The following is a 25,379-nucleotide window of genomic DNA, read 5'->3' as shown; positions in this document are numbered from 1 at the left end:
TTGGCGCCATCAGATAATGCCAAAATTAAAAAGCACAAAAAAACCAGGTCCTTTACGGACCCGGCTTTCCTGTTTTGATTCCTTAGATTTTATCCAGATAATGTCTGAAATATTGATTCAGATATTGGGAAACAAATGCTCTTATTTCCTCTTTTCCTCCATGCCTGACAGCTTCTAAAAACGCCTCTTCCTCAATCAGCCGCTCGCTTAACACCCCAAGGATTTCACTGTTTTCTGCTGTGTGGTCATCCTTTGGAACCAGCATGACCAGCACAACACATACTCCTTTAAAATATGGATCAGAAAATGAGGTTCCATCTTTTGTCTGGCAGACTGAAAATACCGGCTTTACCACTCCTTCCGTCCTGGCATGAAGCAGGGCGAAGTTTAAATCAGGGAAAATCTGGCTGCTAAGCCGTTCTCTCCTCATTAAATCCTCCTGTATCATGGACTGACGTTCCGGATAAGAAGCCAGCTTTTCACTGACAGCGATGAGAAGCTCCTCAAAGGTGATCCCATTGTCTACCCGCTGATATTCCATGAGCCTGATCACATTTTTAATCTGGACCGCCATAAAATTCACCTGGTCCAGCTGAATGGTAAACTCCTTGTTATCCTGCTTTTTAGGCATATATTCGCATTGGCGCACCTTCCCCGCAATCCGTTCCATTTCTTCCACGGAAAGGAGAGGACTCACATACAGGATGTCTGCTTCTTCTTTCAGTGGTACCGTGGATACAAAGAAATCTGTCTTGTTTAACACATAGGGCGATAAGTCCGTCATGCCATAAACAGACAGCTCCACCCTGTCTGAAAAATCTCTGGCAATTCTGGAAGACATAAGCCGGGAAATCCCGATTCCGCTGGCGCAGACGATCCCGATATTCACCTTTCTCCGGCTTTCCTTTCTGCTTTCCATACGGACCTCAGCCGCGCCAAAGTGTACGGCAAGAAACCCGATCTCCGGCTCCGGCACCTCATATCCGTATCGGTCTTCAATTACCCTGGCAACGGTTCTGCACCGATCAAATATGGCAGGATAATCCCGTTTGATCTGCTCCAGCAAAGGGTTCTGGATCTTCATCCCATTGGCAAGGCGAACCAGAGTGGGTTTTAAATGAGCAATCAGTCCCTGGATTACAAATTCCTCATCCTGCTTCAGTAAATATGCCATGCCATCGTTATAGCAGTCAATCATTTCATTGACCACCTCCCACAGCTCCCTGGATTCCTCTATTTCACTTTTTGACTTTTCATCAATATTCAGCTGCTGAATCTTAGAGCCTTTGATGTGCAGGCAGATATAGGCACACTCAATTTCCGGAATCTGAATCCGGAATTCTTCTTCCAGGGATTTGGTTATGGTTTCTGCAAGATCATAATCCTGATCTTTCTGCAGAAAATCTGCCATCATGGGATTCTCTTCTATAATCTCCTGGCGGCGGATCCGGTTTACGGCAATTGCCACATGGATCACCAGACCAAGATAGGAATCCTGGGTCAGATTCAGTATTCGCTTATCTCTTATCCTTAAGATACAGGCAGTCACCCGCTTTACAATATCATCGTCCAGAATTCTGTAAATGTTTCTCTCACTCTTATTTTGAATTACATCTAACACGGTCTGGTTTCTGTCTTCATACATCCCCTGTATCATCTCTGTATGGATGTTTTCATCGATAAAAACCCGGAGAGCCCTGCGGAAATCCCGTTCACTGCCCTCAATAAACACACCGTATCCCGGTTTTCTCTTAATTTCCAGATGATATCTGTGAAACCACTCTTTCACTGCTTCCAGATCCGAACTGACAGTCGCTTCGCTTACCCCAAATATATCACTGTAATAATACAGTTTCTTTAATGTCTTATCTTTGAGTATTTCCAGGATCAGACGCTTCTGGCGTTCAATCCGGTCTGAAACATCAAGGGCATCATCTGCTTCAAGCTCGGCCTTTAAGGCTTCGATCTGAGTTCTGTCTCCTTCCAGCCAGATACCAGTCCCGGTTTTGGAGCAAAAAGTCAGCCCGTATTTCTTCAACGCCCTGGGAATATACTCCAGCTCCCGTTGCACGGTTCTTTTGCTGATACGGATCTGGTCTGCAAGCTGCTTTACAGGAACAGGCCCCTGTTCTTTAATCAATGCCAGAACGATTTGCTGCATTCTGGGCGTAAAATCACTGCCTCCCATCTTATCCACCTCCCATTAACCAGTTCAGGAGTTCCTTATAACCAGACATATCTGTTAAATTGTCCACCGTGAAGCACGGAATATGAATTTGCGGCAGAGTGCGGGCAAAATCCTTCTGGCAGACAACCGCATCTGCATCAGCAGGAATCCGGTCAGCGGACACATGGAATACCTCTATCCCTGTTAAGCCTTCCAGTCTCAGTCTCTTCTTAAAAAGTGCACTGGCCATGGCACTGGATCCCATTCCTACATCGCAGACAAAATATATTTTTGCATGTTCCATTCTCATTGGCATCACTTCATCCTTTTGTTCCTTTTCTGTATCAGCAGATGATTTCCCCCTGTTTCCCAGCAGAATCAGGCAGGATACAAGGCAGGCCACAGCAGCGGAAATAAAAATTCCCATAACAATTCCCAGCCAATGCTTTTTATCTGCCATAATCAGTATGGTAATCATGCTTCCGGGGGAAGCCGGTCCCAGAAGTCCGCTGCCTGTCATCATGAAACAGTAATTCCCCGCAATGCTTCCGGCTATGGCACCTGCCAATAACCGGATATCTGACAGGATATAAGGGAAATAAACCTCATGAATACCTCCCAGAGATTGTATAATAAGGCTGGAAACCATTGTTTTTCTCATATTGGGGTGAACCAGGGCATAAGCAAGAAGAATACCAAATCCCGGTCCGGGATTGGTCTCCAAAAGAAACAAAATGGAACTCTCCTGGGTTTTTAACTGTTCCAGCCCCAGCGGCAGAAAAAAGCCATGATTAATCCAGTTATTAAAGAAAATAATTTTTAACGGCTCTACTATAAAGCTGATAAAGGGGATGATTCCCCTGTCTATCATAAATGATAAACCATTTCCTAAAAATCCCAACAGCCATTCTGCCTCCGGTATCACAAAGAAATAGGCAGCGCCCCCGGCAAGAAGCCCTAACGATGCTAAATATAAGTTGCTAAAAAGCATCTCAAAGCCGGAAGGAATCCAATTTTTGATCCGGTCTAACCCCTTCCTGCATAGAAACCCGGCCATACTACCTGCCATGACAGACAGAACCATGGCAGAGGCAGGCTCTGCTATTACAACAACAGAAGCGGCAAGGGTGCCGGCTAACCCGCCGACCTCCCCGCCGCACACAGTGCCTGCTTTATATCCCATAAATACCGGAATCACCAGAGAAGATAAAATTTTTGACATTTCATACAGGTGCTCATTCTGGAATATGCCTGCCGAAAAGGCTGACAGCAGTCCTGCTGTCACAAAAAGAGGTATGCATTCAGCAATCACCCTGCTGTAATACTTCAGTACTTTCCCCGCTAATTTCATCTGTGAAATTCCCCTTTTAAACCCATTATATATTTTTGTAAGTATTATAACATGGTTTACAATCAGATGAAAGGCAGTAGTTTCACAATGAATTAATCTAATTTTCTTTTAATGATTCCACCAGCTGGTCATATTCCGGAGCCGCCATAAAATTTGTTATCAGGACCAGCTGTGCATTGGGATTGCTGTGAGCTGCACGCTCCTTTAATTCCTTATGAGTTACCACGATCTGGGCATCCTGAGGAATGGAGGATACGGGCGAGTGAACCACTGAAATATCTCCAAATCCTGCTGCTGCCAGCTTTTTTTTCAATACAGTAGCTCCCATTGCGCTGGAACCCATACCTGCATCACAGGCAAATACAATTTTTTTAATACTGCTGCCAGATGATACATTCATTTCTACCGTCTGATTTCCTTTGGACTCCTGTTTCATCTTCTTAACTTTATCCTTCGATTCCTCTAAATCTCCGCCTTTTCCTGTGAACCGAAGCAGAGGAAGAGCCACAAGGAAGGAAACTGCGGCAGCTACTGCAACACCTGCCAGCGTACCAAAGTATCCGCCTTTAGGTGTCATTGCAAGAACAGCCAGAATGCTTCCGGGAGATGCTGGTGAGATTAATCCCACGCCCAGGATCTGGAAGACAAAAATTCCACTGGCTCCACCTGCTATAACTGCCAGAAGTAAAAGAGGATTCATCAGGATATAAGGGAAATAAATCTCATGGATTCCCCCTAAAAAGTGAATGATGATTGCGCCGGGCGCTGAGCTCTTGGCAGATCCTTTACCCGCGATGCAATATGCCAGTAAAATTCCAAGTCCCGGTCCCGGGTTTGCCTCCAGAAGAAAGAATATGGATTTCCCCACTTCCTCTACCTGCTGGATTCCCATAGGAGAAAGAATTCCATGGTTGACGGCATTGTTTAAAAACAGAACCTTGGCAGGTTCAATAAAGACGCTTGCCAGAGGCAGCAGTTTATGATCCACAAAGAACCCGACTCCTGCTTCCATCACCCGGTTCAGAACCTCTACAACAGGTGCAACTCCCTTTAAGGCGATAGCTGTTAAGATAGCACCGATGATGCCCAGGGAAAAGTTATTAATCAACATCTCGAAACCGGCGGGGATCTTTTTCTCTATTTTCCGATCAAACTGTTTAAGTATCCAGGCACTGACCGGACCTACAATCATTGCCCCCATAAACATGGGGATACTGGATCCAACGATCACTCCCATGGCTGTGATTGCTCCGATCACGCCGCCCCTCTGACCATAAACGATCGTACCACCCGTGTAGCCGATCAAAAGTGGCAGAAGCATGCTGGCCATAGGAGAAACCAGTGCTCCGATAGCTTCATTGGGATACCATCCCGTTGGAATAAACAATGCCGTAATCAGTCCCCATGCAATAAATGCACCGATGTTCGGCATTACCATACCGCTTAAAAAGCGGCCAAATACTTGTACCTTCTCTTTCATTTTGCATACCCTCACTTTATGATATAGTATTTACTGTGTGACCCGTGGAAGGTATGATTGGCCAATCAATTCCTTTTCATAGCCCTATTATAATCAATGTGAGGTTTAAATTTCAACACGAAGTAACTGGGATTTGGCGCTAGTTTTAGCGCCAAATATTAAAAAACATAGTCAGTCTCTGTTTATCCATAAAAAAAGATGCCGCTTTCAGCTGTAAATCAGCTGTCTCGCGGCATCTTTTTCCTATCATAATTATAAATATGCTTTTAAAAGGGAAACCTTATCAAGCTTCTCCCATGGCAGATCTAAATCGTTTCTTCCAAAATGACCATAAGCAGCAGTCTGCTTATAAATCGGACGGCGTAAATCCAGCATCTTAATAATTCCAGCCGGACGTAAGTCAAAGTTTACCCGGACAATCTCAACCAGCTTTTCATTGCTTAGTTTACCGGTTCCAAAGGTATCAACCATGATGGAGGTAGGGTGAGCAACTCCAATGGCATAGGACAGCTGAATCTCGCACTTATCGGCAAGGCCTGCTGCTACGATGTTCTTTGCAACATAACGGGCTGCATAAGCGGCTGAACGGTCTACCTTGGTGCAGTCCTTTCCAGAGAATGCTCCGCCGCCGTGACGTGCATAACCGCCATAGGTATCTACAATGATCTTACGACCGGTAAGACCGCTGTCTCCATGAGGTCCGCCAATTACAAAACGGCCGGTCGGGTTAATGAAAAATTTAGTATGATCATCCACCAGCTCAGCAGGAAGGATCTCATCAAATACATACTTTTTAATGTCTTTGTGGATCTGTTCCTGGCTGACATCTTCATCGTGCTGGGTAGATAATACCACCGCATCAAGGCGAAGAGGTTTGCCGTTCTCATCGTATTCTACCGTCACCTGTGTTTTTCCATCGGGACGCAGATACGTTAAAGTTCCGTTCTTACGAACTTTTGTCAGCTGAAGTGCAAGCTTATGAGCCAGTGCAATGGGATATGGCATATATTCTTCTGTCTCGTTGCTGGCGTATCCAAACATCATGCCCTGATCTCCGGCTCCGATGGCATCGATTTCTTTGTCTGACATCTTGTTTTCTTTTGCTTCAAGGGCGCGGTCTACACCCATCGCAATATCCTGGGACTGCTCATCAAGAGCAACAATCACACCGCAGGTATCACAGTCAAAACCATACTTTGCACGGTCATAACCAATTTCTCTTACTGTTTCACGCACTACCTTCTGAATGTCTACGTATGCCTGGGTTGTGATCTCACCCATAACCATAACAAGACCGGTGGTAGTACAGGTCTCACAGGCTACCCTGCTCATGGGGTCCTGTCTTAACATCTCATCAAGAATTGCATCTGAAATCTGATCACACATTTTATCCGGATGTCCTTCAGTAACGGATTCTGATGTAAATAATAATTTTTCCATGTTGTCATTTCCTCCTCTGCTTACATGGGGGAATAACAAAAAGAAAAGTCCGCAGCAACGCGGACTTGATTCATATTTGTATCAAATCCTCTTATTGCTCGATTTCTCGCTCAGGTTGGCACCTTCCGGGCGTTTCTTATGGTTATAAACCACAAAACCGACTGGGGTTGCCGTGACTTCACAGATCCTTTGTATCTCCATCACTCTGAATAAGGGATATTACGACTTTTCATTTGTTATTCAATTTTAGCAGTTACAATATCTGCTTTTCCATTTTACTCTAATAACGGGCATATGTCAATAGTCCAGTATTTTTTCTGTCAGGTCAGTCCCAAAGCTTTTCGGGGTAAAGACCGGCGGCTTTAAAGCCTGCAATTGCGTCCACTACCGTCTTTTTATCTTCCTGATAAGTGACACCATACCAGCGGTCTGTACTTTTTAATACAGTTACCTCTGCTTTTTCTTCTTTTAGCAGTTCATCTACCACAAAGGGAAGAAAGTATTCGCATTTAAGAGGATTCTCTTTTAACTCTTTGTTTAAAAAGACGGGGAATCGTTCTTTCAGCTCCGTTAAGATACTACTGGTAAATCCCCATAAATTCATGGATACAAGAGTATCTTCTGAAAGACCGGTCCAGGTTGCACCATCATCTTCCGTAAATTCCGCCTTCTCTCCATGTTTTTCTATTCTGGTCCTCTCACAGATATCGGTGAGCAGTCCATGTTCCGAAACCGTGCATACACCTCTGGCAACATGGCCGTTCTCTGTCAGTGTGTTGTAAAGCTTATAGCCAACCATGGAAAACTGGTATTTATTCCCGTCCTGAACCTGGGATAAGAAGTTGAAAACAGATTGAAACGCACTTTTTCCATAATAATCATCCGCATTGATCACGGCGAATGGACCATCAATCACTTCCTCACAGCAAAGGATGGCATGACCCGTTCCCCAGGGTTTAACCCGTCCGTCCGGCACTTCAAATCCGTCAGGCAGTTTAAAAAGCTCCTGATAGACATATTCCACCTTTACGTGAGCTGCCATGCGGTCACCGATATGCTCTTTAAATTCTTTCTCAATGGCTTTCTTAATGATGAAAACCACCTTTTCAAAGCCTGCTTCCACTGCATCGTAAATAGAAAAATCAATAATCTTGTTTCCATGGGCGTCCACCGGATCGATCTGTTTTAATCCGCCGTACCGGCTGCCCATCCCCGCTGCCATAATAACAAGCACCGGTTTCTTTTTCATTTCCATATCCCCATCCTCCTGTCAAGCAAAACGGCGGGGGAAGCCCCCGCCTATCCTACTTTTAATTTAAATTTCTGAGCTTCTTTTTCTGAGTCCACTTTTTCAATCATGGCTCCCAGACCCTGAAGCTTATCTTCAAAGCATTCATAACCTCTTTGTATATAACCAATTTCATCTACTACCGTATATCCGTCTGCTGCAAGACCGGCAATCACCAATGCGGCCCCTGCCCTTAAATCAGGTGCATTCACAAAGGCTCCTGTTAAGCCGGTTACGCCGTCAATGACAGCCACGTTACCTTCCACCTTTACGTTGGCACCCATGCGGGAAAGCTCATCCACATAGCGGAAGCGGTTTTCAAATATACTCTCAGTTACCACACTGGTACCGCCTGCCAGAGCAAGTGTTACTGCCATCTGAGGCTGCATATCAGTTGGGAATCCCGGATAGGGAAGTGTTTTTATATCAGTATGCTTCTGATTGGTTTTACCTACTACACGAACTGCGTCGTCAAATTCCACCACTTCGCAACCCATCTCCAGAAGCTTGGCCGAAATGGCTTCCAGGTGCTTTGGAATTACATTCTTCACCATGACATCTCCCCGGGTAATTGCTGCTGCACACATAAATGTACCAGCCTCAATCTGATCAGGAATAATGGAATATTCTGTCCCGTGAAGTCTGGAAACTCCTTTTATTCGGATGGTGTCGGTTCCGGCTCCCTTAATATTGGCGCCCATACTGTTTAAAAAGTTAGCCACGTCAACGACGTGAGGTTCCTTCGCCACGTTCTCTAAAATGGTCTGTCCTTCTGCAAGAGTTGCCGCCATCATAATGTTGATGGTTGCGCCAACGCTTACCACATCAAGATAGATATGGCTGGCTACCAGATCGATGGCGTGAGCGATTACTGCTCCCCGTTCAATCTTTACGTCGGCACCCAGAGCACGAAAGCCCTTTAAATGCTGGTCAATTGGTCTGCTTCCAATGTTACAGCCTCCCGGAAGAGGAACCTGTGCACTTTTGTATTTACCAAGCATGGCTCCGATAAAATAGTACGAAGCTCTGATTCTGCGGATATATTCATCATCAACCGATACTTCACGGATTGTCTGTCCATTAATGCGGACCGTATGTCTGTCTATCCGCTCTACTGTGGCTCCGATTTCCTCGATTGCTTCCAGTAATACGTTAATATCTCTTACATCAGGCAGATTATCAATCAGCACATCCTCATCTGTCATGATAGCTGCTGCAAGAATTCCCAAAGCGGCATTCTTGGCTCCTCCAATGGTCACTTCTCCGACCAGGGGATTACCGCCTTTCATAATATACTGCTCCATTTCACACCTCTGACTATCCTTTTATCTATTACAATTCTCTTAATTTTTAACATTCGCCTTTCATGATTATAACATATCTTACGGATTTGTAAAGAGAACGCATTTTCTTATTCCATTATTACTCCGCAGATAAAATCATTTCCAAGGCCAGAGAAGTAAGCAGAGGCATCATTTAGGCCCATTTTCTGACTATCCTTCGTTTCCGGATTATATAGTGTGACATTATACTGGTCATAGCCTGAGATAAGAACATACCCTCCCTGACCTGTGAAGGCTGCAACCGGACACCCCTGGCCGATAAAATAAAGAATCTGATTTAAGGTAGCACCTCTGGCATCAATCATAAAGACTCCATCCATTAATCCATCATCTTCAAAGCCTGACAGATTCCGGATTAAAGCTGCGCCTTTCTTCAATGGGTCTTTCATGGCTTTAACAGGAGGCCGATTCACACGGTTCCACAAAATCTGCTGATTCTGATCAGTCACAATCCCCATCTTATCATAGGCAAGCTCCATCGCCTTAATAAAACTTCTGCTGCTTCCCAGATAATGACCTCCTGCATAGGCCAGATATCTGTTATCCTGACTCTTAGGGCGGCTCTTTAATTCAACCACCTCGGTTGTTTCATAGGCTACCTTCTTTGGCACTGCAATGGTTACATCCCGGCTGGATGCTTCCTGATCCAGCTGGACAAAATAAATCTTTTTGCGGTCCTCTGAAGCGTACCAGCCGATCCCCTTTAATTCTTCATTGGAAATCTCCTGGTTGCAGACAATGGTATCCTGCCTGGAGACCGAATAGGACTGGCTGTCGTTTTTAAGTACCTGGGTTAAGTGAATCCGGCTTCCATCTACCGTCACATCCGCAATATAAGTCTGATCCTGTTCATATTTCTTAACAATCGAACCGCCTTGATCCATAATCTCAATCCGGTACATGGGAGCATCAAGAACCCTGCCGTTCTGAGACCAGATATCACCGTTTTTCGCAATTCCATAGATGAAATCATCACCTACGAAGCCCAAAGGACGAAAACGGTTGTCCTCTCCTCCGCTGATTTCTCTTTTAATTCCGGTATCCAGGTCCATCAGATGAATCACACTGGCACCGAAAACGTCATTTCCTTCCTGCCATGCAAAATGACGCTCTGTACTGCTGACCGCATAGCCTCCCTCAGAAACAGAATCTGCCAGCACCATATATTCGTTGCTGTTTAAATCAATTCCATAAACAGACCTGCCGGCCATAAGATAGAGCATTCCGTTGGTCCCTAAATGGGAAAGCTGACCCACTTCTTCTTTCAGCATCTCAAAGGATGAGGTGACCGGTGTAAAGAACCGCTCCCCTATGGCATTCTCGCCGCTGCTGTACCGGTAGAGAGCAATACCCATGCTCCCTTCATGTATCCCCCGGTTCATATATCCGTAGACTAGAAAATCCACATCGCCGTTGTCACTTACGGAAAGAACCTTGATGTCATGCTGGTTATAACCACTGCGAAGACCATCGTCGGTTCCGCTCCGGAATGAAAACACCTTTACTGCATGACCCTGTTTCTGATCGTAGGTCCATAAATCCCGATTGATTCCATAAGCAATACAATTTCCGCCAGGACTTTTCTTTGTCTGAACTTCATCTGCATTGGTGATCCCAAGTGTGATCCGTTTTCCAGAGAACAGTTCTTTCTGTCCGGAGAATATCTGATTGGTATTCCGTTCAAAGTCCATCAGATAAATGCGGCGGCTGTCCCATTTCATTGTGTAGGTATCTTCCACCTCATACAGTTCTGAATCTACTCCTTCACCAGCCCTCTCAGCCTGGTACTCCAGACTGACACTGCACATCACACCATCCAAATCTTTCAGAGTGGTCCGGATTTCTCCAACCGGTTTCATAGACATCCCTCCCCAGGTGAGCTGGGAAAAACTGGACCGTATGGAAACATGACCCAGAGAACTGTTATCTTCCGTATTACTGGTCTCCAGATATGTGGTCAGATCCCTTGCCTGGTCATAGTTAAATGTCTTCGTTGTGAAATCAACAGCAAAATCAATCATATCCTTTGCATTGGTACTGTCCGTCCACATGATCCGGGTGTAATAATAAAGTGTTCCGTTATCCGAGGTGTCCAGTGTAAGAACCAGTATATATTCCTTGTCTTTTGTCAGAAGATTCTGTATGGGAAGAGATGCCTTTACGACGCCTTCTTCCTGGTCCCATTTGCTTAGGCTGGTGCGTTCCACAAGGCGGCTTAAATCAAGACTGCGCACTTCATACTGTATCCCGGTTATGGTGCCGTTATAATCTGCAATCCCAAGGTTTAAATTCCGGTCCTGGGGAAGTACGGTAAGTGCCTCTCTTGATACAGTCTGTGCCATATCCTGAACATAGCCATGCAGAAGATTCATCTTTTTCCCGTACATGTCCGCGTATACAACAGGAAGGGCTGCCTCATCCATGGAGGTATATACCATTACATCATTTTTTTCTGTATTTCTCTGATTCCACATAAAATAAACTGCGATAGCCATTACGAATACCACAGATAAAATACCTATCTTTTTAGCCAAACGATTCATATAAAACATCCTTTATTTTCCCAGTTTTGATCTTCTTTATTGTAAACAATAATGAACAAAACTACAATGAAAACTTTCTTAAACATTCGTTAAATGGGAAAAAAGTCGATTGGCATCTTACAAAAATCCCTTCTTAGCTGCTGATATTCCTAAACTGCTCCGCCAGCTGATAGGAAGTCCCTTCCCTGGTGATCACAAAGATGGTATTGTTCCCGGCAATGGTTCCTACAATTTCGTTCCAGCCCAATTCATCGATAAACGAACAGACAGAGGCCGCCATACCTGGCTCGCAGGTGATGACAACTACATTTCCTGACTGCTCCACTGCCCTGACTGCCATGGAAAACAGTACAAAAAGCCTGTGGGAAATCTGATGTTTGGAAATAATCCCGCTTTGAATATATCCTTCCCCATTTACTCCTTTTATCAGATTCATCTCACGGATATCCCTGGATAAAGTCGCCTGGGTCACATGAATCCCCTCCGGGCCTAAGTATTCCTTAAGCATTGTCTGAGTTTTGATGGGCTGTCTCCTGATCAATTCAAGAATTTTCTTCTGGCGCCTGCTTTTTACATTCTCTTTTTCTAATTCATTCACGGCATTCCCCTTTGTCTGCGCGCCTAAATAATCTCAACTCCGGCTTCCATGTCCCGGTCAGGAACCATAAGGGCCAGCTTCCCTTCCCGATCCTCTGCCACCATAAGCATCCCTTCCGATTTTAATCCTGCCATCCTGGTAGTTTTCACGTTTTCCAGAACCATCACTTTTTTTCCAATAACTTCTTCGGTTTTATAATATCCCTTAAGTCCGGACAGGATCTGACATGTCTTATTCCCAACCTCCACCTGAAAGCATAAAAGCCGGTTCGACTGGTTGACTTCCGTACATTTTACGATTTTTCCGACCTTAAATTTCATTTTGATCAGATGATCACAAGTTACATATTCTTCATTCTGGTATTCCATTTTTTCCCTCTCTTTTTCCCATCAGTTCACAACCACGGCCTGGGCTGCCCGGAATTCATTGGGCAGGACATGCCTGAGCTGGATAAAGTTCCTGCGAAATGTCTTAACCGTACTATAGCCCACCTCTATTGCAATATCAGTAATAGATTTATCCGTATCAAGAAGCATCTCACAGGATTTGTCAATCCGGAGCCGGTTTACAAAATCAGAAAAATTACATTCTACCTGCATCAATAAATGGCGGTTCATCTCCTCTATGGAAATGCCGAATCTATCTGACGTTTCCAGGGCCTGTATTTCATCCTGATAATTTTGGGAAATATATTCTACCAGCTGGTAAGCCAGTTTTTTTTCTTCTATATTAGTTATATTCAAAACCCTTTGGTAGGTCCTCCGATAATCGCTGATCTTATTTTCCATACGGTAGGAAAATACCTTGGATATATGCGCCGCATCCACATATCCAAGAACAGACGCTATTTCTTCCAGAGTCATATCCGTATACAAGAGATAATTGATTGTCTTCACAATCCGCATCTCACTGACCAGTTCATGAAATGCAAGTCCTGTCTTCTCAAATATGTACATTCGGACCGATGATCTGCTTAAATAAAATTGTTTTGCGATTCTCTCCAGTGTGATTTTTTCTCCCAAATGCATGTAGATATAACGCAGGATCAGCAGCCGGTTGTCTTTTGAACCGTTTTTCATACATAACTTTTTATTCGGGTTATCCATCACACGGCAAAATGCGATAATCAAAGAAGAAATCAGCATAATAATATTTATCTCCTCATAGGATCTTCTTTCCCTGAAATCCAATACAGATTCAACCCCTGCCTCTTCCCTGATCTTAAAAAACAGATATTCCACCTCTTCTTTCGTTTCCTGCGTAAGATACGCATATGGGGTCTCTTCCAGTTTTTTTAAAGCAGAAACCGGATCTGACATGGAGGAAGAGGATTTTATCGTTTCCGCCACCACATCATAATTATATTTAACAATTTCGAAGCTCAAGACTTCTTTCACATCCACGATCTGCGTACACTCCCATGGCAGTATGGAAAGCAGTATCCCTGATTTTAGTTCATACCGCTCCCTGTCTATTTCAATACTGCCTTTCCCTTCTCTTACCAAAATGAATCTCGGACTTTTGTGATACAACGGCAAAGTTCTTTCCGCGATTATTTCGTAATCAAAGGTGCATATTTTTTTTATATCTGTCTTTGAGCAGAACTGTGTCTGCAGTTCAATATACTCCTTCATCTTATCAAATCCTTCCAGATTTTGAGTAATACGTTTATAAGCTTTCGTATATTCATATGTTTTCTAATAATATAAGTAGTTCTATTCATACACCTGGGGGAAATATCCCATTTTACCTGTATATAAATAAAATGGGATCCTGTTTTCTCCATGATCTTATTTGTTGACAATCCTTGTTCCGGTTTTACCGCTTAAAGCCTCTGCAGCCTTTTCCAGAGAACAGATAATGGATACGCCCTCCTTTTTCTGTTCTATGAATTTCATAGCAGCTTTTACCTTTGGAAGCATACTTCCTGCAGCGAAATGGCCCTCCTTTATGTACTGCTCTGCCTGGGAAAGAGTGATTTCGGAAAGATCCTCCTGATCCGGTTTTCCAAAGCGAATGGAGACCTTATCTACGGCTGTCAGTATTACAAATGCATCTGCATTCACCAGTTCTGCCAGCTTTTCAGCTGCCAGGTCCTTATCAACCACTGCGGCAACTCCATGATAAGAGCCATCCGGCTCTTTCACTACAGGAATTCCGCCGCCTCCCCCAGCAATGACGACATGATGGGCATTGATCAGCGTATTTAATGAAATTCTTTCATAGATACTTACCGGTTGGGGAGAAGCAACCACCCGGCGGTATCCGCGCCCGGAATCCTCAACATACTTCTGTCCTGTTTCCGCCATCAGGCGCCCGGCTTCTGCTTCATCATAATACCTGCCTATGGGCTTCGTCTGATTATTAAAAGCCGGATCCTTTTCGTCTACGATCACCTGTGTCAGCATGGTAATCACAACCGTATCCTGAATCTGCTTCTTAACAAGCTCCTGATCAATGGCCTGCTGGAGATGATAGCCGATATACCCCTGACTCATTGCCGTACACTCAGGAAGATGCATTTCAGGTACGATTCCAGCCTCATGACCTTTCTCAAAAGCAAGGTTTATCATTCCTACCTGCGGACCATTACCATGACATACGACCACCTCATATCCTGCCTTCACTATATCCACAACTGCTTTGGCCGTAATTCTTACCCGTTCCAGCTGTTCTTCCGATGTATTGCCTAACGCATTTCCACCCAGCGCGATTACAATTCTTTTCACTCTGACCTGCCTTTCTAGCAAAGGGTTGCATACATCACAGCTTTAATGGTATGCATACGATTTTCTGCCTCATCAAAAACCTTGGAATATTTTGCTTCAAATACCTTGTCTGTTGCTTCCATTTCAGCCAGACCGAATTTCTGAAAGATATCCTCGCCGATGGTAGTTTTTCTATCATGGAAAGAGGGGAGACAATGCATAAAGATGGCCTGACTGCCTGCATTCTTCATGATCTTTTCATTTACCTGATATGGGCTCAGCAGCTTGATTCGTGTCTCCCATACACAATCCGGTTCTCCCATGGAAACCCAGATATCCGTATAGACAACATCCGCTCCCTTTGTTCCCTCTTGTGCATCCTCCGTTAATGTTATGGTGCAATGATTCTCTGCTGCAATCCCTTTGCACACATCAACCAGATCTTCAGCCGGCCATAAATCCTTTGGAGCACAGGCGGTAAAATTAAGTCCCATTTTGGCACATGCCACCATCAGTGAATTTCCCATATTGTTTCTCGCATCACCCATAAAGGTAAAGTTTATTCCTTTTAAAAATCCAAAATGCTCTTCTATGGTCAGTAGATCTGCGAGCATCTGTGTGGGGTGAAACTGATCCGTTAATCCATTCCAGACGGGTACTCCAGCATACTGAGCGAGCTTGGTAACCAGTTCCTGGCTATATCCCCGGTATTCAATCCCATCGTACATTCTTCCAAGAACTCTGGCCGTATCCTCAATGCTTTCTTTCTTCCCCATCTGGGAACTGCCCGGGTCAAGATAGGTAACTCCCATCCCCAGATCGTTGCCTGCCACTTCAAATGAGCAGCGGGTTCTTGTAGAAGTTTTTTCAAATAGGAGAACAATATTTTTTCCCTCAAGATACTTGTGGGGAGTATTGGTCCTCTTTAAATCCTTAAAATTCTTAGCCAGATCAATTAAGTAGCGGATTTCCTCCGGTGTAAAATCCAGTAATTTCAAATAGCTTCGGCCTCGTAAGTTAACTGCCATTTCTTTTTCTCCTCTTTTCTTAGTAATTGACCGGTTCACGGTCCAGCGGCATGCTCATGCAACGGGGGCCGCCTCTGCCCCTGGACAGCTCTGCACTTGGAATTTCCAGCACCTTCAGTCCCCGCTGTTTCAATAATTCATTGGTTTTTGTATTGCGCTGGTAGGTGATAATGGTTCCCGGAGAGATACAAAGAGTATTGGAGCCGTCATTCCACTGCTCTCTTTCTGCTGCAATCATATCCTCTCCTCCGCATTTGATCAGTTCTACCTGATCGATGCCCAGGCTTTTCTCAAGAATGGTCTCAAGGTCAGAATTCTGAACTTCCACCTTAATCTCACCTCTGCAGTTTCCTTTTTCAATCTTATAAATCCGAAGAGGTCCAAGAATTCCCGGGTGGATCGTAAATTTGTCGTAATCAATCTGTGTAAATACCGTGTCCAGATGCATAAACGCGCGGCTGTTGGGAATATCAAACCCGAGTATGGTCTCGATGGCACTGTTTTCATTCTCAAAAATATTTTTAGCCAGCAGCTCCAGTGCATCTGGTTCCGTTCTTTGGGAAATTCCCACAGCAAGAACCTTATCGTTGATATTTAAGATATCTCCGCCTTCAATATGAAATGCATTGTAACGGTCATAGTATTTTTCAACCTTTTCCTTAAAATCGGGATGGTATTTGAAAATATACTCGCCATAAATCGTCTCCCGGTTCCTGGTCACAGAATACATCCGGTTCAGGCTCACTCCATTACCAATGCATGCAAATGGATCACGGGTAAAATACAGATTGGGCATGGGATCAATCACCAGCTTAGAGGGGTCACTCATAAGGTCAACCAGAGAATCGCTTTTCGTATAATTGAGTTCCTTCAGGACAATGCCTTCCATGGATTTGAGCACAAGCACCTTGCTGTCATCCTTAAACTGCATCATATAATCGTAGATTTTCTTTTTATACAGTCCTGTGGATATCCCAGCTTCATTGATCCATTGCTTAATGAACTCATCTCTGATTTCATCGCTTAAATCCAGCACCTCAGCCATAACATCTTCCAGATACAATACCTCTACGCCATTGTTTCTTAATGTCTCGGCAAATGCATCATGCTCCTGCTGCGCCGCCTCTAAAAAAGGAATATCATCAAAGAGAAGCCTCTCCAGTGTATCTGGTGTCAGATTTAATAATTCCTTTCCCGGTCTGTGCAGCAATACTTTCTTCAAGCGGCCAATTTCACTTTTTACATTAATACTCTGCATATTTAATAACCTCCTTTTATGTTTTATCATTGGCATTTTGTAACGCTTCCGCTTCTTAGCCTTGGCGTCTTCCAAAGAATAGCATCAAAAAATTGGGTTTGGAATAAACTTTATCATTTATTTTTATGCATAGTTATGCTTTTTGAACAAAACCAAGCCTAAACCTTATACATTTTGCACAATTTTCTTGACCTCTACTTTGCAGTTTGCTATACTGGAAGAAAAAAGCCAAAAGGTAATTATGAAGCTGTTACTTTACTTATACGACAATATACTTTTAATTTTATACTTTGGAGTGAGCCTTCTTGCTTTCTGCCGCTACTTGAGTGAGCGGTGCTGCATCTCTGCCTGTTTGTCCGCACTCTATCTCTGTTTATCCGTCAATCAGCTTGTTGCAGCCATGGCAGAATTTATCCCTGAATTCGGTCAGTTCTACCGGGCTGCCTATTTTACTATGCCTGTATGGAATACGGTTATATCCATATCCGCTGCTATCTGCCTTTTATACCTGAGTTATCAGCTAAACCACACATCAAAGCTTCCATTTTATGAATACATGATTCTGTGTATATTCATTTTTCTTCTGTTGCTGATTCCCACCTTAAAAAGCAGCAGGACTACCTTGTTTTTTTACAGCTCTCTGTTCCCCCTTTTCTTACTTTACAGAGTCTCCTCCTTTTACGCTCTTAAGAATCAGGCGGCCTGCAGTCAGAACAAGAAGCTTTTTTCTGATTTTCGTCCTGTGCTATTCTGGTCCGTTTTCCTCTTTTCTCTTTCCGGCATCATTGAAAACTATATCAGGATTTTTATTTTCCCTGCCCGCATCAGGCTATCCTTCTGCCGTATCTTTTCTATTGACTTTTTATTTGGCATATCTGCCCTGGTTTATATCTGTTTTTTCCTTCGAAAAACAGCAGCTCTGCACACATGCAAAGCTGCTGTAAATTCCCAGGAGCAGGTGCCGGAATCTTTCACTTCCCCAGATACCGAATCTGCCTCTTATTATTCTTTTTGTAAAGCCTATTCCCTCACTCTGAGAGAACAGACCATCCTTACGGAACTGTTAAACCGCACCACTGATGAGCAGATCAGCGCCAAGCTTCTGATCTCGTCCTTTACCGTCCGCTCCCATGTCCATAACCTCTTAAAAAAAACCGGGGCAAAGTCCCGGCAGGAATTATATATTCTTTACGAGAACACAAAAAAGCAGAAGTCAGGTTAAGGTCGTCTGCTGCCGGCTTTCATAAAACTTTTCATATTTACCAATCAGTTCCGACCGGTTTCTGGAATCCGTTTTTTCATAGATGCCATGGGCATGAAATTTTACGGTCCCCACAGACAGTCCCAGTTCTTTTCCCATTTCCTGATAGGTCTTGTCCTTCAGCAGAAGATACAGTACATCACACTGACGATTGCTTAATCCATAAGTCCTGATAAAAGGATCCTCCGGGTAAGGGGTCTTAGCCTCACAGACTGCCGCAACAGGAAGAGGAATTCCGGACTCCATTATCTCAGCCGGTTCTCTTCTCTGAATCAGCTGGGAGAATCCGCTTTTTACTCCGATCACTGCCAGGATTACGAAAAATATGTCTTCACTTAAATTATGCTCCATAAATACCTTTAGGTTCAACGTATTGATCACATATTGAAAGTGGTAGATGACCATGCTGTCTTCCGCAAAAATCAGCACAGAAAACAGGCCGCCTATGAGAAAAAGAAACCGATATGCCCTGATCCTTACTTTATACTCCCTGTCTTTCGAAAAAGCATACCGGATAAAATAAGAAAGAACAAAGCATGCCAGATAAATCTGCCGTACTGTATAAAATACCCAGTGCTGACTGACTGATCCGTTTAAATCTCCGACATAAACCGTTATACAGATCAAAGGCATCATAATGATTGCATGAAGGATACCGATCTTTTTTTCAAGTAAAGAAGCGGTGAGAAGCATATACAGGGTACTTATGGCAATTCCACATATAACCTTAACGCTGAAATAGGTCAATACATTATAGGTTCCTTCAAAAAGAGGCAGTTTGAGCAAAAATTCTGACATGAAAATAATCATGGAATTAAGACAATAAAAGAACATAAGCATGCCGGTCTCAAACTCCCGGACATGCTTTGTTTTGCAGTATGCAGTTACATTAATTGTACAGGAACAGGCAAATATTATAATTAATACGATGTCGAAGATAAAAATTGTTGTACTCATTTGGACCTCACATTATCCATACTGCTTCTCCTCTGAAACACCTTGCTTTGCTACCGTTTCCAATTATTCTCCTTATGTCGAATCATATCATTAAAAGTAAATTTTTGTCAATTCAGCCCATTGATTAATCATGATTTAGTAGGCTTCTCTGAAAATAGAAGAATGCTAAAAGATTAATGATCAGACGGTAATTGCGCCTGTTATCAGCATGTAAACAGATATGGCTGCTCCTATCAGAATGAACATGATTACGACTTTTTCCTTTTTTGAAAAGACTTTTTCCACTCCATTTTCCTTTCCTGCTTTTATATAGAGGAAAATGCCAATTATATAAACCAGCATGCAAAGAAGAAAATATCCAATTCCGGATGCCCAAATCGCCCATGCGTAAAAGGCAGTTCCAAGAAGTCCGATTGTTAATTGTCTGGCTTCTCCCTTTTTTTCTCTATTTATATAAGAGAGCTTTACCTGATATATGCACACCAGAATCCAGGTTACGAAAATTGCTGCAGTACAGAGTGAATATGCAAAATTATAAGCCTTATTCGTAAATAACAGAGTGAAGATAAAAATCTGTGAAAGAACCGTCATAAAAACCAGTGAGAAGGTTGGGACATTCTTGTCATTTACTTCTCCGAATTTCTTTGGAAGAAGATTCTGTTGTGCCATTAGCAATGTGGTCTCAACCGGAAGCATGGTCCACGACAGCCAGCAGCCCGCAACAGATATAATCATAGCAATATTTATAAAAGCCGCTCCCCATGGACCTACAATATAAGAAAGAAGGTATGCCATGGCAGGCTGCTTTAATTCGCATATTTGGGCACGGCTCATCAGCCCATAAGGTAAAAGAGTCAAAAGAAGATAAACACATAAAAGCCCTATCAGGCCCAGCACAGTCGCCTTTCCAGCAGTTGCTTTTGTTTCTGCACGGTCTGCCATCATTGCCGCTCCTTCGATTCCCACAAATACCCACATAAGCACCATCATGCTGGAATTTACCTGAGACATCACATCCTTCAGGGAAAAATTTCCTGATACAGTCCCCCAAAAATCGGCAGCAAATATATCAGCCTTAAACGCAATTATTGCAGCAATTACAAAAAGCAAAAGGGGAACCAGCTTACAGATGGTAATTATGGTATTTAAAAATGCAGCACTTTCAATCCCCCTGTTTACGACCAGACACATAATCCATAAAATAATACTTGCTGTAATAATAGAGAGAAGATTATTTCCATTCCCAAGTGCAGGAATAAAATAACTAAGTGCGCTCATCATAATGGTGGCGAAGGCAATGTTACCCAGCCATGCAGATAACCAGTATCCCCACCCGCTGATGAATCCTCCAAAGGGACCAAAGGTTTCTGTTGCATAGCTGAAAATTCCGCTTAATTCAGGCTTCTTACTAATGATGTTAGTCAGTGACAGGCAAAGCATGAGAACACCTGCGCCTGAAATGATCCACGCTGCAATGGCCGCTCCCGGGCTTGTCCCCGCCGCCATGTCTGATGCGATTCCAAAAATTCCGCTCCCGACAGAAGAGCTGATTACCAGTGCAGTCAGTGCCAGCAGCCCTAATTTCTTATTTTCTTTTTCCATGAAAACCTCCTGTGTATTGATTCTTTCATAGTAAAGAATTTCAGAAAAAAATGACTGCCTCAATCGGACTGTTTATTTGTAATTTTGAACTATATTTTTACAGATGAAACCGCTTAAAATTCATAATATATCAAGAATATAATTTTTGATTGTTAACAATGTCTATACCAAACAACAACAAATACTTGATTATTTTTCCTTTTTGTTATACCAACAGCTTAAGAAAACAGAAAAACAGCCCCCTTTTTAAAGGAAGCTGCTTTCACTATTCCCTATCTGCACCGTCCGGAGTTACATCTTCTTCGGTGCATTTCATTCAGTAGCAGTACTGACACGATATCCCCCAGCAGACCATTCCCCTGTGCCGGTCCGGGATTTGCTCCCCAATAAGGAGGCTTCGGTCCGGGTCCTGGTCCCCAGTAAGGCGGTTTCGGCCCGGGTCCTGGTCCCCAGTAGGGTGGTTTCGGTCCGGGTCCTGGTCCCCAGTAAGGCGGTCTTGGTCCTGGTCCCCAGTAAGGTGGTCTTGGTGCGGGCGGACCCCAGTAAGGCGGTCTCGGCCCGGGCGGCGGCCTCCAGCCAGGAGGTTTTGGTCCGGGCGGGCCCCAACCGGGAGGCCCCCATGTGGAGTATCTGTCATTAAGTTCCGCTTTTTCTAACTCCTCATTTTCCCAATCCGCTGGCTCTTGCTGCATCTGCGCTGCTGTCTCAGTCTTATCATTGTTCCCCATCAGCAATTCATCCGTTATGGTTCCTTCTTCACGAATCTTTGCGCAAATGGAATCACAAACCTGATGAATCAACAGTCGATCGGGGAATTCATCGTACATTGGGCTGTCTTTATAATCCAGGTGATCACATGCGGAAACGACGTATTCCTGCAGACGTTTCATATGTCCCGGGTACATTCCCTGTAAATATTCCAGATCCTTTGCAATGATATCCTTCGGCTCCAGAGAACTTTCCCTGATGCTCCTGTCACCATAAAGCATGTATGGGGGCAGGCTCTCATTATCCTCTCCATAAGTATAGTCCGGGTTGCCTGGCACGGTTGTTATCACTCCCTGCTTTTAGCTTATACAACACCATTCTATGCTAAGAAGTATAAAAAAGTTCGGTTATTGCCATTAAAAAAGACGTTCTGGATAAATTCCTTTTGAAACCAGATCTTTGATTGCCGCTGAAACAGCTGGTTTATCTTCTTTATAAGTTACCCCAAACCACTTATCTCTTGTCTCCAGTACGTGAACTCTGGCTTTATCCTGGCTGATCAGCCGGTCAATAATCTTAGGAAGAAGATATTCGGATTTAATGTCCCCTTCCTTCAGGTTCTCTAAAAATACAGGGAATCCATGCTCCAGTTCCATTAAAAATGCCGGTGAAAGTCCCCACATATTCATGGATACGTTCTGATCTAAAGAGACCTTAACCGGATTACCCGCCTCATCTCTTCCATGAGCTTCGCCGCCGTCCATAATGAGCTCATAAGTCTCCGTAACTTTCTCTAAGACACCGTCAGACCCTACCTGACATACCCCTCTGGTCACACCTCCGTTTTCGCTTAAGGTATTGCCCAGGATAAACCCGCTCATGCACAGATCAAATGGCCTGACATCTGGATCCATCTGGTTGACCAGATAATCATGAATCTTAATAAACCCTTCTTTTCCATAATAGTCATCTGCATTGATTACCGCAAACGGCTCCTGTATCACATCTTTGGTGCACAGAATTGCCTGTCCTGTTCCCCAGGGTTTCGTTCTTTCTTCCGGCTTATGAAAGCCCGCCGGCAGATCATCAAGTTCCTGGAACGCATACTCCACCGGTGCAATCTTTTCAATCCGGTTGCCAATAATCTCTTTAAAATCCTGTTCCAGATCTTTACGAATGATAAATACAATTTTGTTAAAGCCTGCATTCAAAGCATCATAAATGGAATAGTCCATAATGATCTCGCCACTGGGGCCAACTGGTTCCAACTGTTTGATTCCGCCGCCAAACCGGCTCCCGATTCCGGCTGCCATAATAACTAAAGATGTTTCTTTCATAATACATTCTCCCTGTTTCGTTTTATCTGTTCCATAGTATAGCATAATTTTGGCAGATAATCCACATTCAGCGAGAACCTTTACCCTTACTTATTATTCCACTGTAAACGAAACAGAATTTTCAGTTGCAGAATCTGCTCCGATAAAAAGTCTGAATGAACCAGGCTCACAGACGTACTGCATGGTATTATCATAGAATTTCAGCATGGAAGTATTGATATCAAAAACCACCTCTGCCTCTTCTCCCGGCTTTAGATAAACTTTTCGAAAGCCCTTAAGTTCCCGGTTCGGCCTGGATACACTTCCCACTTCGTCCTTAATGTACAGCTGAATCACCTGCGCCCCCTCCCGGTGTCCGGTATTTCTCACACAGACAGACGCCTGGATTGATCCATCCCCGCTCAGAATTTTGTGGCTTAAGGTGATGGGTGAAATTTCAAATGCTGTATAAGACAAGCCGTACCCAAATGGAAATAAAGGCTCATTGGGACAATCAATATATTGGGAAAGGTATTTTTCCTTTTTCCCCAGCACCGGCCTGCCTGTTGGGAAGTCGTTATAATATATGGGAATCTGACCCACTGTCCTCGGAAAACTCATAGATAGTTTTCCAGAAGGGGTTACGTCGCCAAATAAAATATCTGCAATGGCATTGCCTCCCTCTGTTCCCGGAAGCCACGCCTCCAGAACTGCCTTTGAATCCGCAAGCACATCTTCTATAATAAGGGGTCTTCCATTGAGTAATACAGTAACTATGTTTGGGTTTATTTTCTTCACCTGACGGAGCAGTTCCAGCTGAAGCGGATCCAGATGCAGATTGGTTCTGGACGCAGCCTCTCCTGATTGTGCAGGATATTCTCCCAGTGCAAGGACAACAATATCTGAATCCTGAGCAGCAAGCAGTGCCTCTTTTAACAGAGCTTTGGAAGCTTTGATATCTGACAAAATCTGCTCCCTTACTTCAGAATGCAGTTCCAGCTTTGTAAGGTCAGATACAACAGGAGCCCCTCGATAAAAGGAAGCTTCCGTCACGCCAGCCCGCTTTACTCCCTCTTTGATTGTTATCACATCTTCCATTCTTCCAAAGATTGACCACACTCCCATCAGATATGGACTGTCTGCGTGAGGACCAATAAATGCAATTTTTTGTCCTTCCTTTTTCAGCGGCAGTATCTGATCTTCATTTTTAAGCAGTACCATTGTCTGTGCTGCTGCCTGTCTTGCCAGTTTCCTGTGCTCCTTTGAAAGAATCACATCTTCTTCCCACTGGCTGTTTGCATCTTTAAAGGGATTTTCAAATAATCCAAGCCTGTTTTTCAATACCAGAACCCGATATACTGCTTCATCAAGCAATGCTGAATCAATTTTATTCTCATCCAGCAATTCTTTGATATTTCTGCAATAACAGGTTGTCATCATATCAATATCCACGCCCGCTTCCAGAGCCAGCCGCGCTGCCTGCTTTTTGCCCTCGGCAACACCGTGATGAATAATTTCCTCAATTGCAGCCCAGTCAGAAATCAATACTCCTTCAAATCCCATATGTGTTCTTAAAATATCCCGCATCAGCCACTTATTTGCTGTTGACGGTATTCTGTCTAATGTATTAAATGAAGTCATTGCGGTTGCACAGCCAGCATCGATGGCAGCCTGATAGGACGGAAGATAACTGTCAAATAATGTTCGGTTAGACAATTCTACCGTATTGTATTCCCTACCTGCCATGGGAGCACCATATCCTGCAAAATGCTTTACACATGCTGCAATTTTATAGGGCTGGCTCAATTCCCCATCCCCCTGATAGCCTTTGACCATGGCGCGCGCAAATTCACTGTTCAGATAGGGATCTTCCCCAGTTGACTCCATTACTCTTCCCCATCTGGGATCTCTGACAAGATCAACCATGGGGGAAAATGTAAGATGCAGTCCTGATACTGCCGACTCTTTTGCAGCGACCTCTGCTCCTATCTTAGCAATCTCCGGATCAAAGCTGCACCCCTGCGCCAGTGGTATGGGGAAAATAGTACGGAATCCATTGATAATATCCGCCATAAACAGCAGCGGTATCTGATGCGGCTGTTTTTCCATGTATTTTTTCTGTATACCAATCAGTTTATCCGCACCTGCGATACCCAGTACAGAACCGGCCAGATCAACCTCCTGCTGCATAAAACCTGCCTGGTTATTGGGACCCGTCACGACTCCCTCTTCTTCAAAATAATAGCCCGTCACCTGTAACAACTGGTCTATTTTTTCTTCTACAGACATATCACTCAGTAATTCTTTTAATTTTCCATCTTCCATATTATT

At 43.8% G+C, this 25,379-nt stretch carries 19 protein-coding genes and 1 riboswitch; of the genes, 1 reads left to right on the top strand and 18 read right to left on the bottom strand.

Translation table 11 applies throughout. The annotated features are described in order from the left end of the window. Positions 1-82: 82 nt before the first annotated feature. From BXY41_RS01430 to arcA, 13 genes are all read right to left on the bottom strand, one after another. Complete coding sequence (locus BXY41_RS01430) at positions 83-2,188, bottom strand: BglG family transcription antiterminator (RefSeq protein ID WP_104433814.1); 2,106 nt, start codon at positions 2,186-2,188, stop codon at positions 83-85. Position 2,189: 1 nt separating this feature from the next. Then, a complete protein-coding gene (locus BXY41_RS01425; RefSeq protein ID WP_104433812.1) occupies positions 2,190-3,518 on the bottom strand; it encodes a PTS sugar transporter subunit IIBC family protein in 1,329 nt (442 codons plus the stop codon). Between the two features lie 97 nt (positions 3,519-3,615). Further along, on the bottom strand, positions 3,616-4,998 hold the full coding sequence (locus tag BXY41_RS01420; protein WP_104433810.1) for a PTS mannitol transporter subunit IIBC: 1,383 nt from the start codon (positions 4,996-4,998) through the stop codon (positions 3,616-3,618). 252 nt (positions 4,999-5,250) lie between these two features. Then, positions 5,251-6,438, bottom strand: coding sequence for a methionine adenosyltransferase (gene metK, locus BXY41_RS01415; protein ID WP_104433808.1), 1,188 nt, complete (start codon positions 6,436-6,438; stop codon positions 5,251-5,253). Positions 6,439-6,526: 88 nt separating this feature from the next. Then, positions 6,527-6,654: riboswitch (SAM riboswitch) on the bottom strand. A gap of 109 nt (positions 6,655-6,763) precedes the next feature. After that, positions 6,764-7,687 carry a nucleotidyltransferase family protein gene (locus BXY41_RS01410; protein ID WP_104434608.1) on the bottom strand — a complete coding sequence of 308 codons (924 nt, stop codon included), beginning with the start codon at positions 7,685-7,687 and terminating at the stop codon, positions 6,764-6,766. A 50-nt stretch (positions 7,688-7,737) separates the two neighbouring features. Next, the gene (murA, locus tag BXY41_RS01405; protein ID WP_104433806.1) at positions 7,738-9,030 is read right to left on the bottom strand and encodes a UDP-N-acetylglucosamine 1-carboxyvinyltransferase; all 1,293 of its coding nucleotides are present in this window, start codon (positions 9,028-9,030) and stop codon (positions 7,738-7,740) included. 107 nt (positions 9,031-9,137) lie between these two features. Next, complete coding sequence (locus BXY41_RS01400) at positions 9,138-11,612, bottom strand: hypothetical protein (RefSeq protein WP_104434606.1); 2,475 nt, start codon at positions 11,610-11,612, stop codon at positions 9,138-9,140. A gap of 133 nt (positions 11,613-11,745) precedes the next feature. Continuing rightward, on the bottom strand, positions 11,746-12,210 hold the full coding sequence (locus BXY41_RS01395) for an arginine repressor (RefSeq protein ID WP_104433804.1): 465 nt from the start codon (positions 12,208-12,210) through the stop codon (positions 11,746-11,748). Between the two features lie 23 nt (positions 12,211-12,233). Further along, a complete protein-coding gene (locus BXY41_RS01390) occupies positions 12,234-12,578 on the bottom strand; it encodes a hypothetical protein (protein ID WP_104433802.1) in 345 nt (114 codons plus the stop codon). Between the two features lie 21 nt (positions 12,579-12,599). Next, positions 12,600-13,844: an AraC family transcriptional regulator gene (locus BXY41_RS01385; protein WP_104433800.1), complete on the bottom strand. Its 1,245-nt coding sequence runs from the start codon at positions 13,842-13,844 to the stop codon at positions 12,600-12,602. Positions 13,845-14,000: 156 nt separating this feature from the next. Continuing rightward, complete coding sequence (gene arcC / locus BXY41_RS01380; RefSeq protein WP_104433798.1) at positions 14,001-14,939, bottom strand: carbamate kinase; 939 nt, start codon at positions 14,937-14,939, stop codon at positions 14,001-14,003. 14 nt (positions 14,940-14,953) lie between these two features. Beyond that, entirely contained in the window at positions 14,954-15,946 is a 993-nt protein-coding gene (argF, locus tag BXY41_RS01375) for an ornithine carbamoyltransferase (protein ID WP_104433796.1), read from the bottom strand. A 19-nt stretch (positions 15,947-15,965) separates the two neighbouring features. Then, the gene (arcA, locus tag BXY41_RS01370; protein WP_104433794.1) at positions 15,966-17,204 is read right to left on the bottom strand and encodes an arginine deiminase; all 1,239 of its coding nucleotides are present in this window, start codon (positions 17,202-17,204) and stop codon (positions 15,966-15,968) included. A 241-nt stretch (positions 17,205-17,445) separates the two neighbouring features. Between arcA and BXY41_RS01365 the strand changes: the two genes are divergently transcribed. Continuing rightward, positions 17,446-18,426 (top strand): helix-turn-helix domain-containing protein, encoded by a 981-nt coding sequence (locus BXY41_RS01365; protein ID WP_104433792.1) that lies wholly within the window; start codon positions 17,446-17,448, stop codon positions 18,424-18,426. Here BXY41_RS01365 and BXY41_RS01360 read toward each other — a convergent pair. The 5 genes from BXY41_RS01360 to bglX form a co-directional block, all read right to left on the bottom strand. Beyond that, positions 18,418-19,422: a helix-turn-helix transcriptional regulator gene (locus BXY41_RS01360; protein ID WP_104433790.1), complete on the bottom strand. Its 1,005-nt coding sequence runs from the start codon at positions 19,420-19,422 to the stop codon at positions 18,418-18,420. The genes BXY41_RS01365 and BXY41_RS01360 overlap by 9 nt on opposite strands. 180 nt (positions 19,423-19,602) lie before the next feature. Further along, entirely contained in the window at positions 19,603-21,024 is a 1,422-nt protein-coding gene (gene arcD / locus BXY41_RS01355) for an arginine-ornithine antiporter (RefSeq protein WP_104433788.1), read from the bottom strand. 272 nt (positions 21,025-21,296) lie between these two features. After that, positions 21,297-22,070, bottom strand: a complete 774-nt coding sequence (locus BXY41_RS01350; RefSeq protein WP_104433786.1) for a hypothetical protein — start codon at positions 22,068-22,070, stop codon at positions 21,297-21,299. Between the two features lie 78 nt (positions 22,071-22,148). Next, the gene (locus BXY41_RS01345) at positions 22,149-23,069 is read right to left on the bottom strand and encodes a sugar phosphate nucleotidyltransferase (RefSeq protein WP_104433784.1); all 921 of its coding nucleotides are present in this window, start codon (positions 23,067-23,069) and stop codon (positions 22,149-22,151) included. 93 nt (positions 23,070-23,162) lie between these two features. Further along, the gene (gene bglX / locus BXY41_RS01340; protein ID WP_104433782.1) at positions 23,163-25,373 is read right to left on the bottom strand and encodes a beta-glucosidase BglX; all 2,211 of its coding nucleotides are present in this window, start codon (positions 25,371-25,373) and stop codon (positions 23,163-23,165) included. Positions 25,374-25,379: the final 6 nt, after the last annotated feature.

It is taken from the genome of Lacrimispora xylanisolvens (genome assembly GCF_002934545.1).
Classification (GTDB): domain Bacteria; phylum Bacillota; class Clostridia; order Lachnospirales; family Lachnospiraceae; genus Lacrimispora; species Lacrimispora xylanisolvens.
Note: the sequence above shows the minus strand (reverse complement) of the source record. Positions and strands in the feature narration are given on the sequence as shown.

Coding starts and splice junctions, on each gene's coding strand:
- BXY41_RS01430 (WP_104433814.1), bottom strand. CDS start 2,188: ATGGGAGGCAGTGATTTTACGCCCAGAATGCAGCAAATCGTTCTGGCA.
- BXY41_RS01425 (WP_104433812.1), bottom strand. CDS start 3,518: ATGAAATTAGCGGGGAAAGTACTGAAGTATTACAGCAGGGTGATTGCT.
- BXY41_RS01420 (WP_104433810.1), bottom strand. CDS start 4,998: ATGAAAGAGAAGGTACAAGTATTTGGCCGCTTTTTAAGCGGTATGGTA.
- metK (WP_104433808.1), bottom strand. CDS start 6,438: ATGGAAAAATTATTATTTACATCAGAATCCGTTACTGAAGGACATCCG.
- BXY41_RS01410 (WP_104434608.1), bottom strand. CDS start 7,687: ATGAAAAAGAAACCGGTGCTTGTTATTATGGCAGCGGGGATGGGCAGC.
- murA (WP_104433806.1), bottom strand. CDS start 9,030: ATGGAGCAGTATATTATGAAAGGCGGTAATCCCCTGGTCGGAGAAGTG.
- BXY41_RS01400 (WP_104434606.1), bottom strand. CDS start 11,612: ATGAATCGTTTGGCTAAAAAGATAGGTATTTTATCTGTGGTATTCGTA.
- BXY41_RS01390 (WP_104433802.1), bottom strand. CDS start 12,578: ATGGAATACCAGAATGAAGAATATGTAACTTGTGATCATCTGATCAAA.
- BXY41_RS01385 (WP_104433800.1), bottom strand. CDS start 13,844: ATGAAGGAGTATATTGAACTGCAGACACAGTTCTGCTCAAAGACAGAT.
- argF (WP_104433796.1), bottom strand. CDS start 15,946: ATGGCAGTTAACTTACGAGGCCGAAGCTATTTGAAATTACTGGATTTT.
- arcA (WP_104433794.1), bottom strand. CDS start 17,204: ATGCAGAGTATTAATGTAAAAAGTGAAATTGGCCGCTTGAAGAAAGTA.
- BXY41_RS01365 (WP_104433792.1), top strand. CDS start 17,446: ATGAAGCTGTTACTTTACTTATACGACAATATACTTTTAATTTTATAC.
- BXY41_RS01360 (WP_104433790.1), bottom strand. CDS start 19,422: ATGAGTACAACAATTTTTATCTTCGACATCGTATTAATTATAATATTT.
- arcD (WP_104433788.1), bottom strand. CDS start 21,024: ATGGAAAAAGAAAATAAGAAATTAGGGCTGCTGGCACTGACTGCACTG.
- BXY41_RS01345 (WP_104433784.1), bottom strand. CDS start 23,069: ATGAAAGAAACATCTTTAGTTATTATGGCAGCCGGAATCGGGAGCCGG.
- bglX (WP_104433782.1), bottom strand. CDS start 25,373: ATGGAAGATGGAAAATTAAAAGAATTACTGAGTGATATGTCTGTAGAA.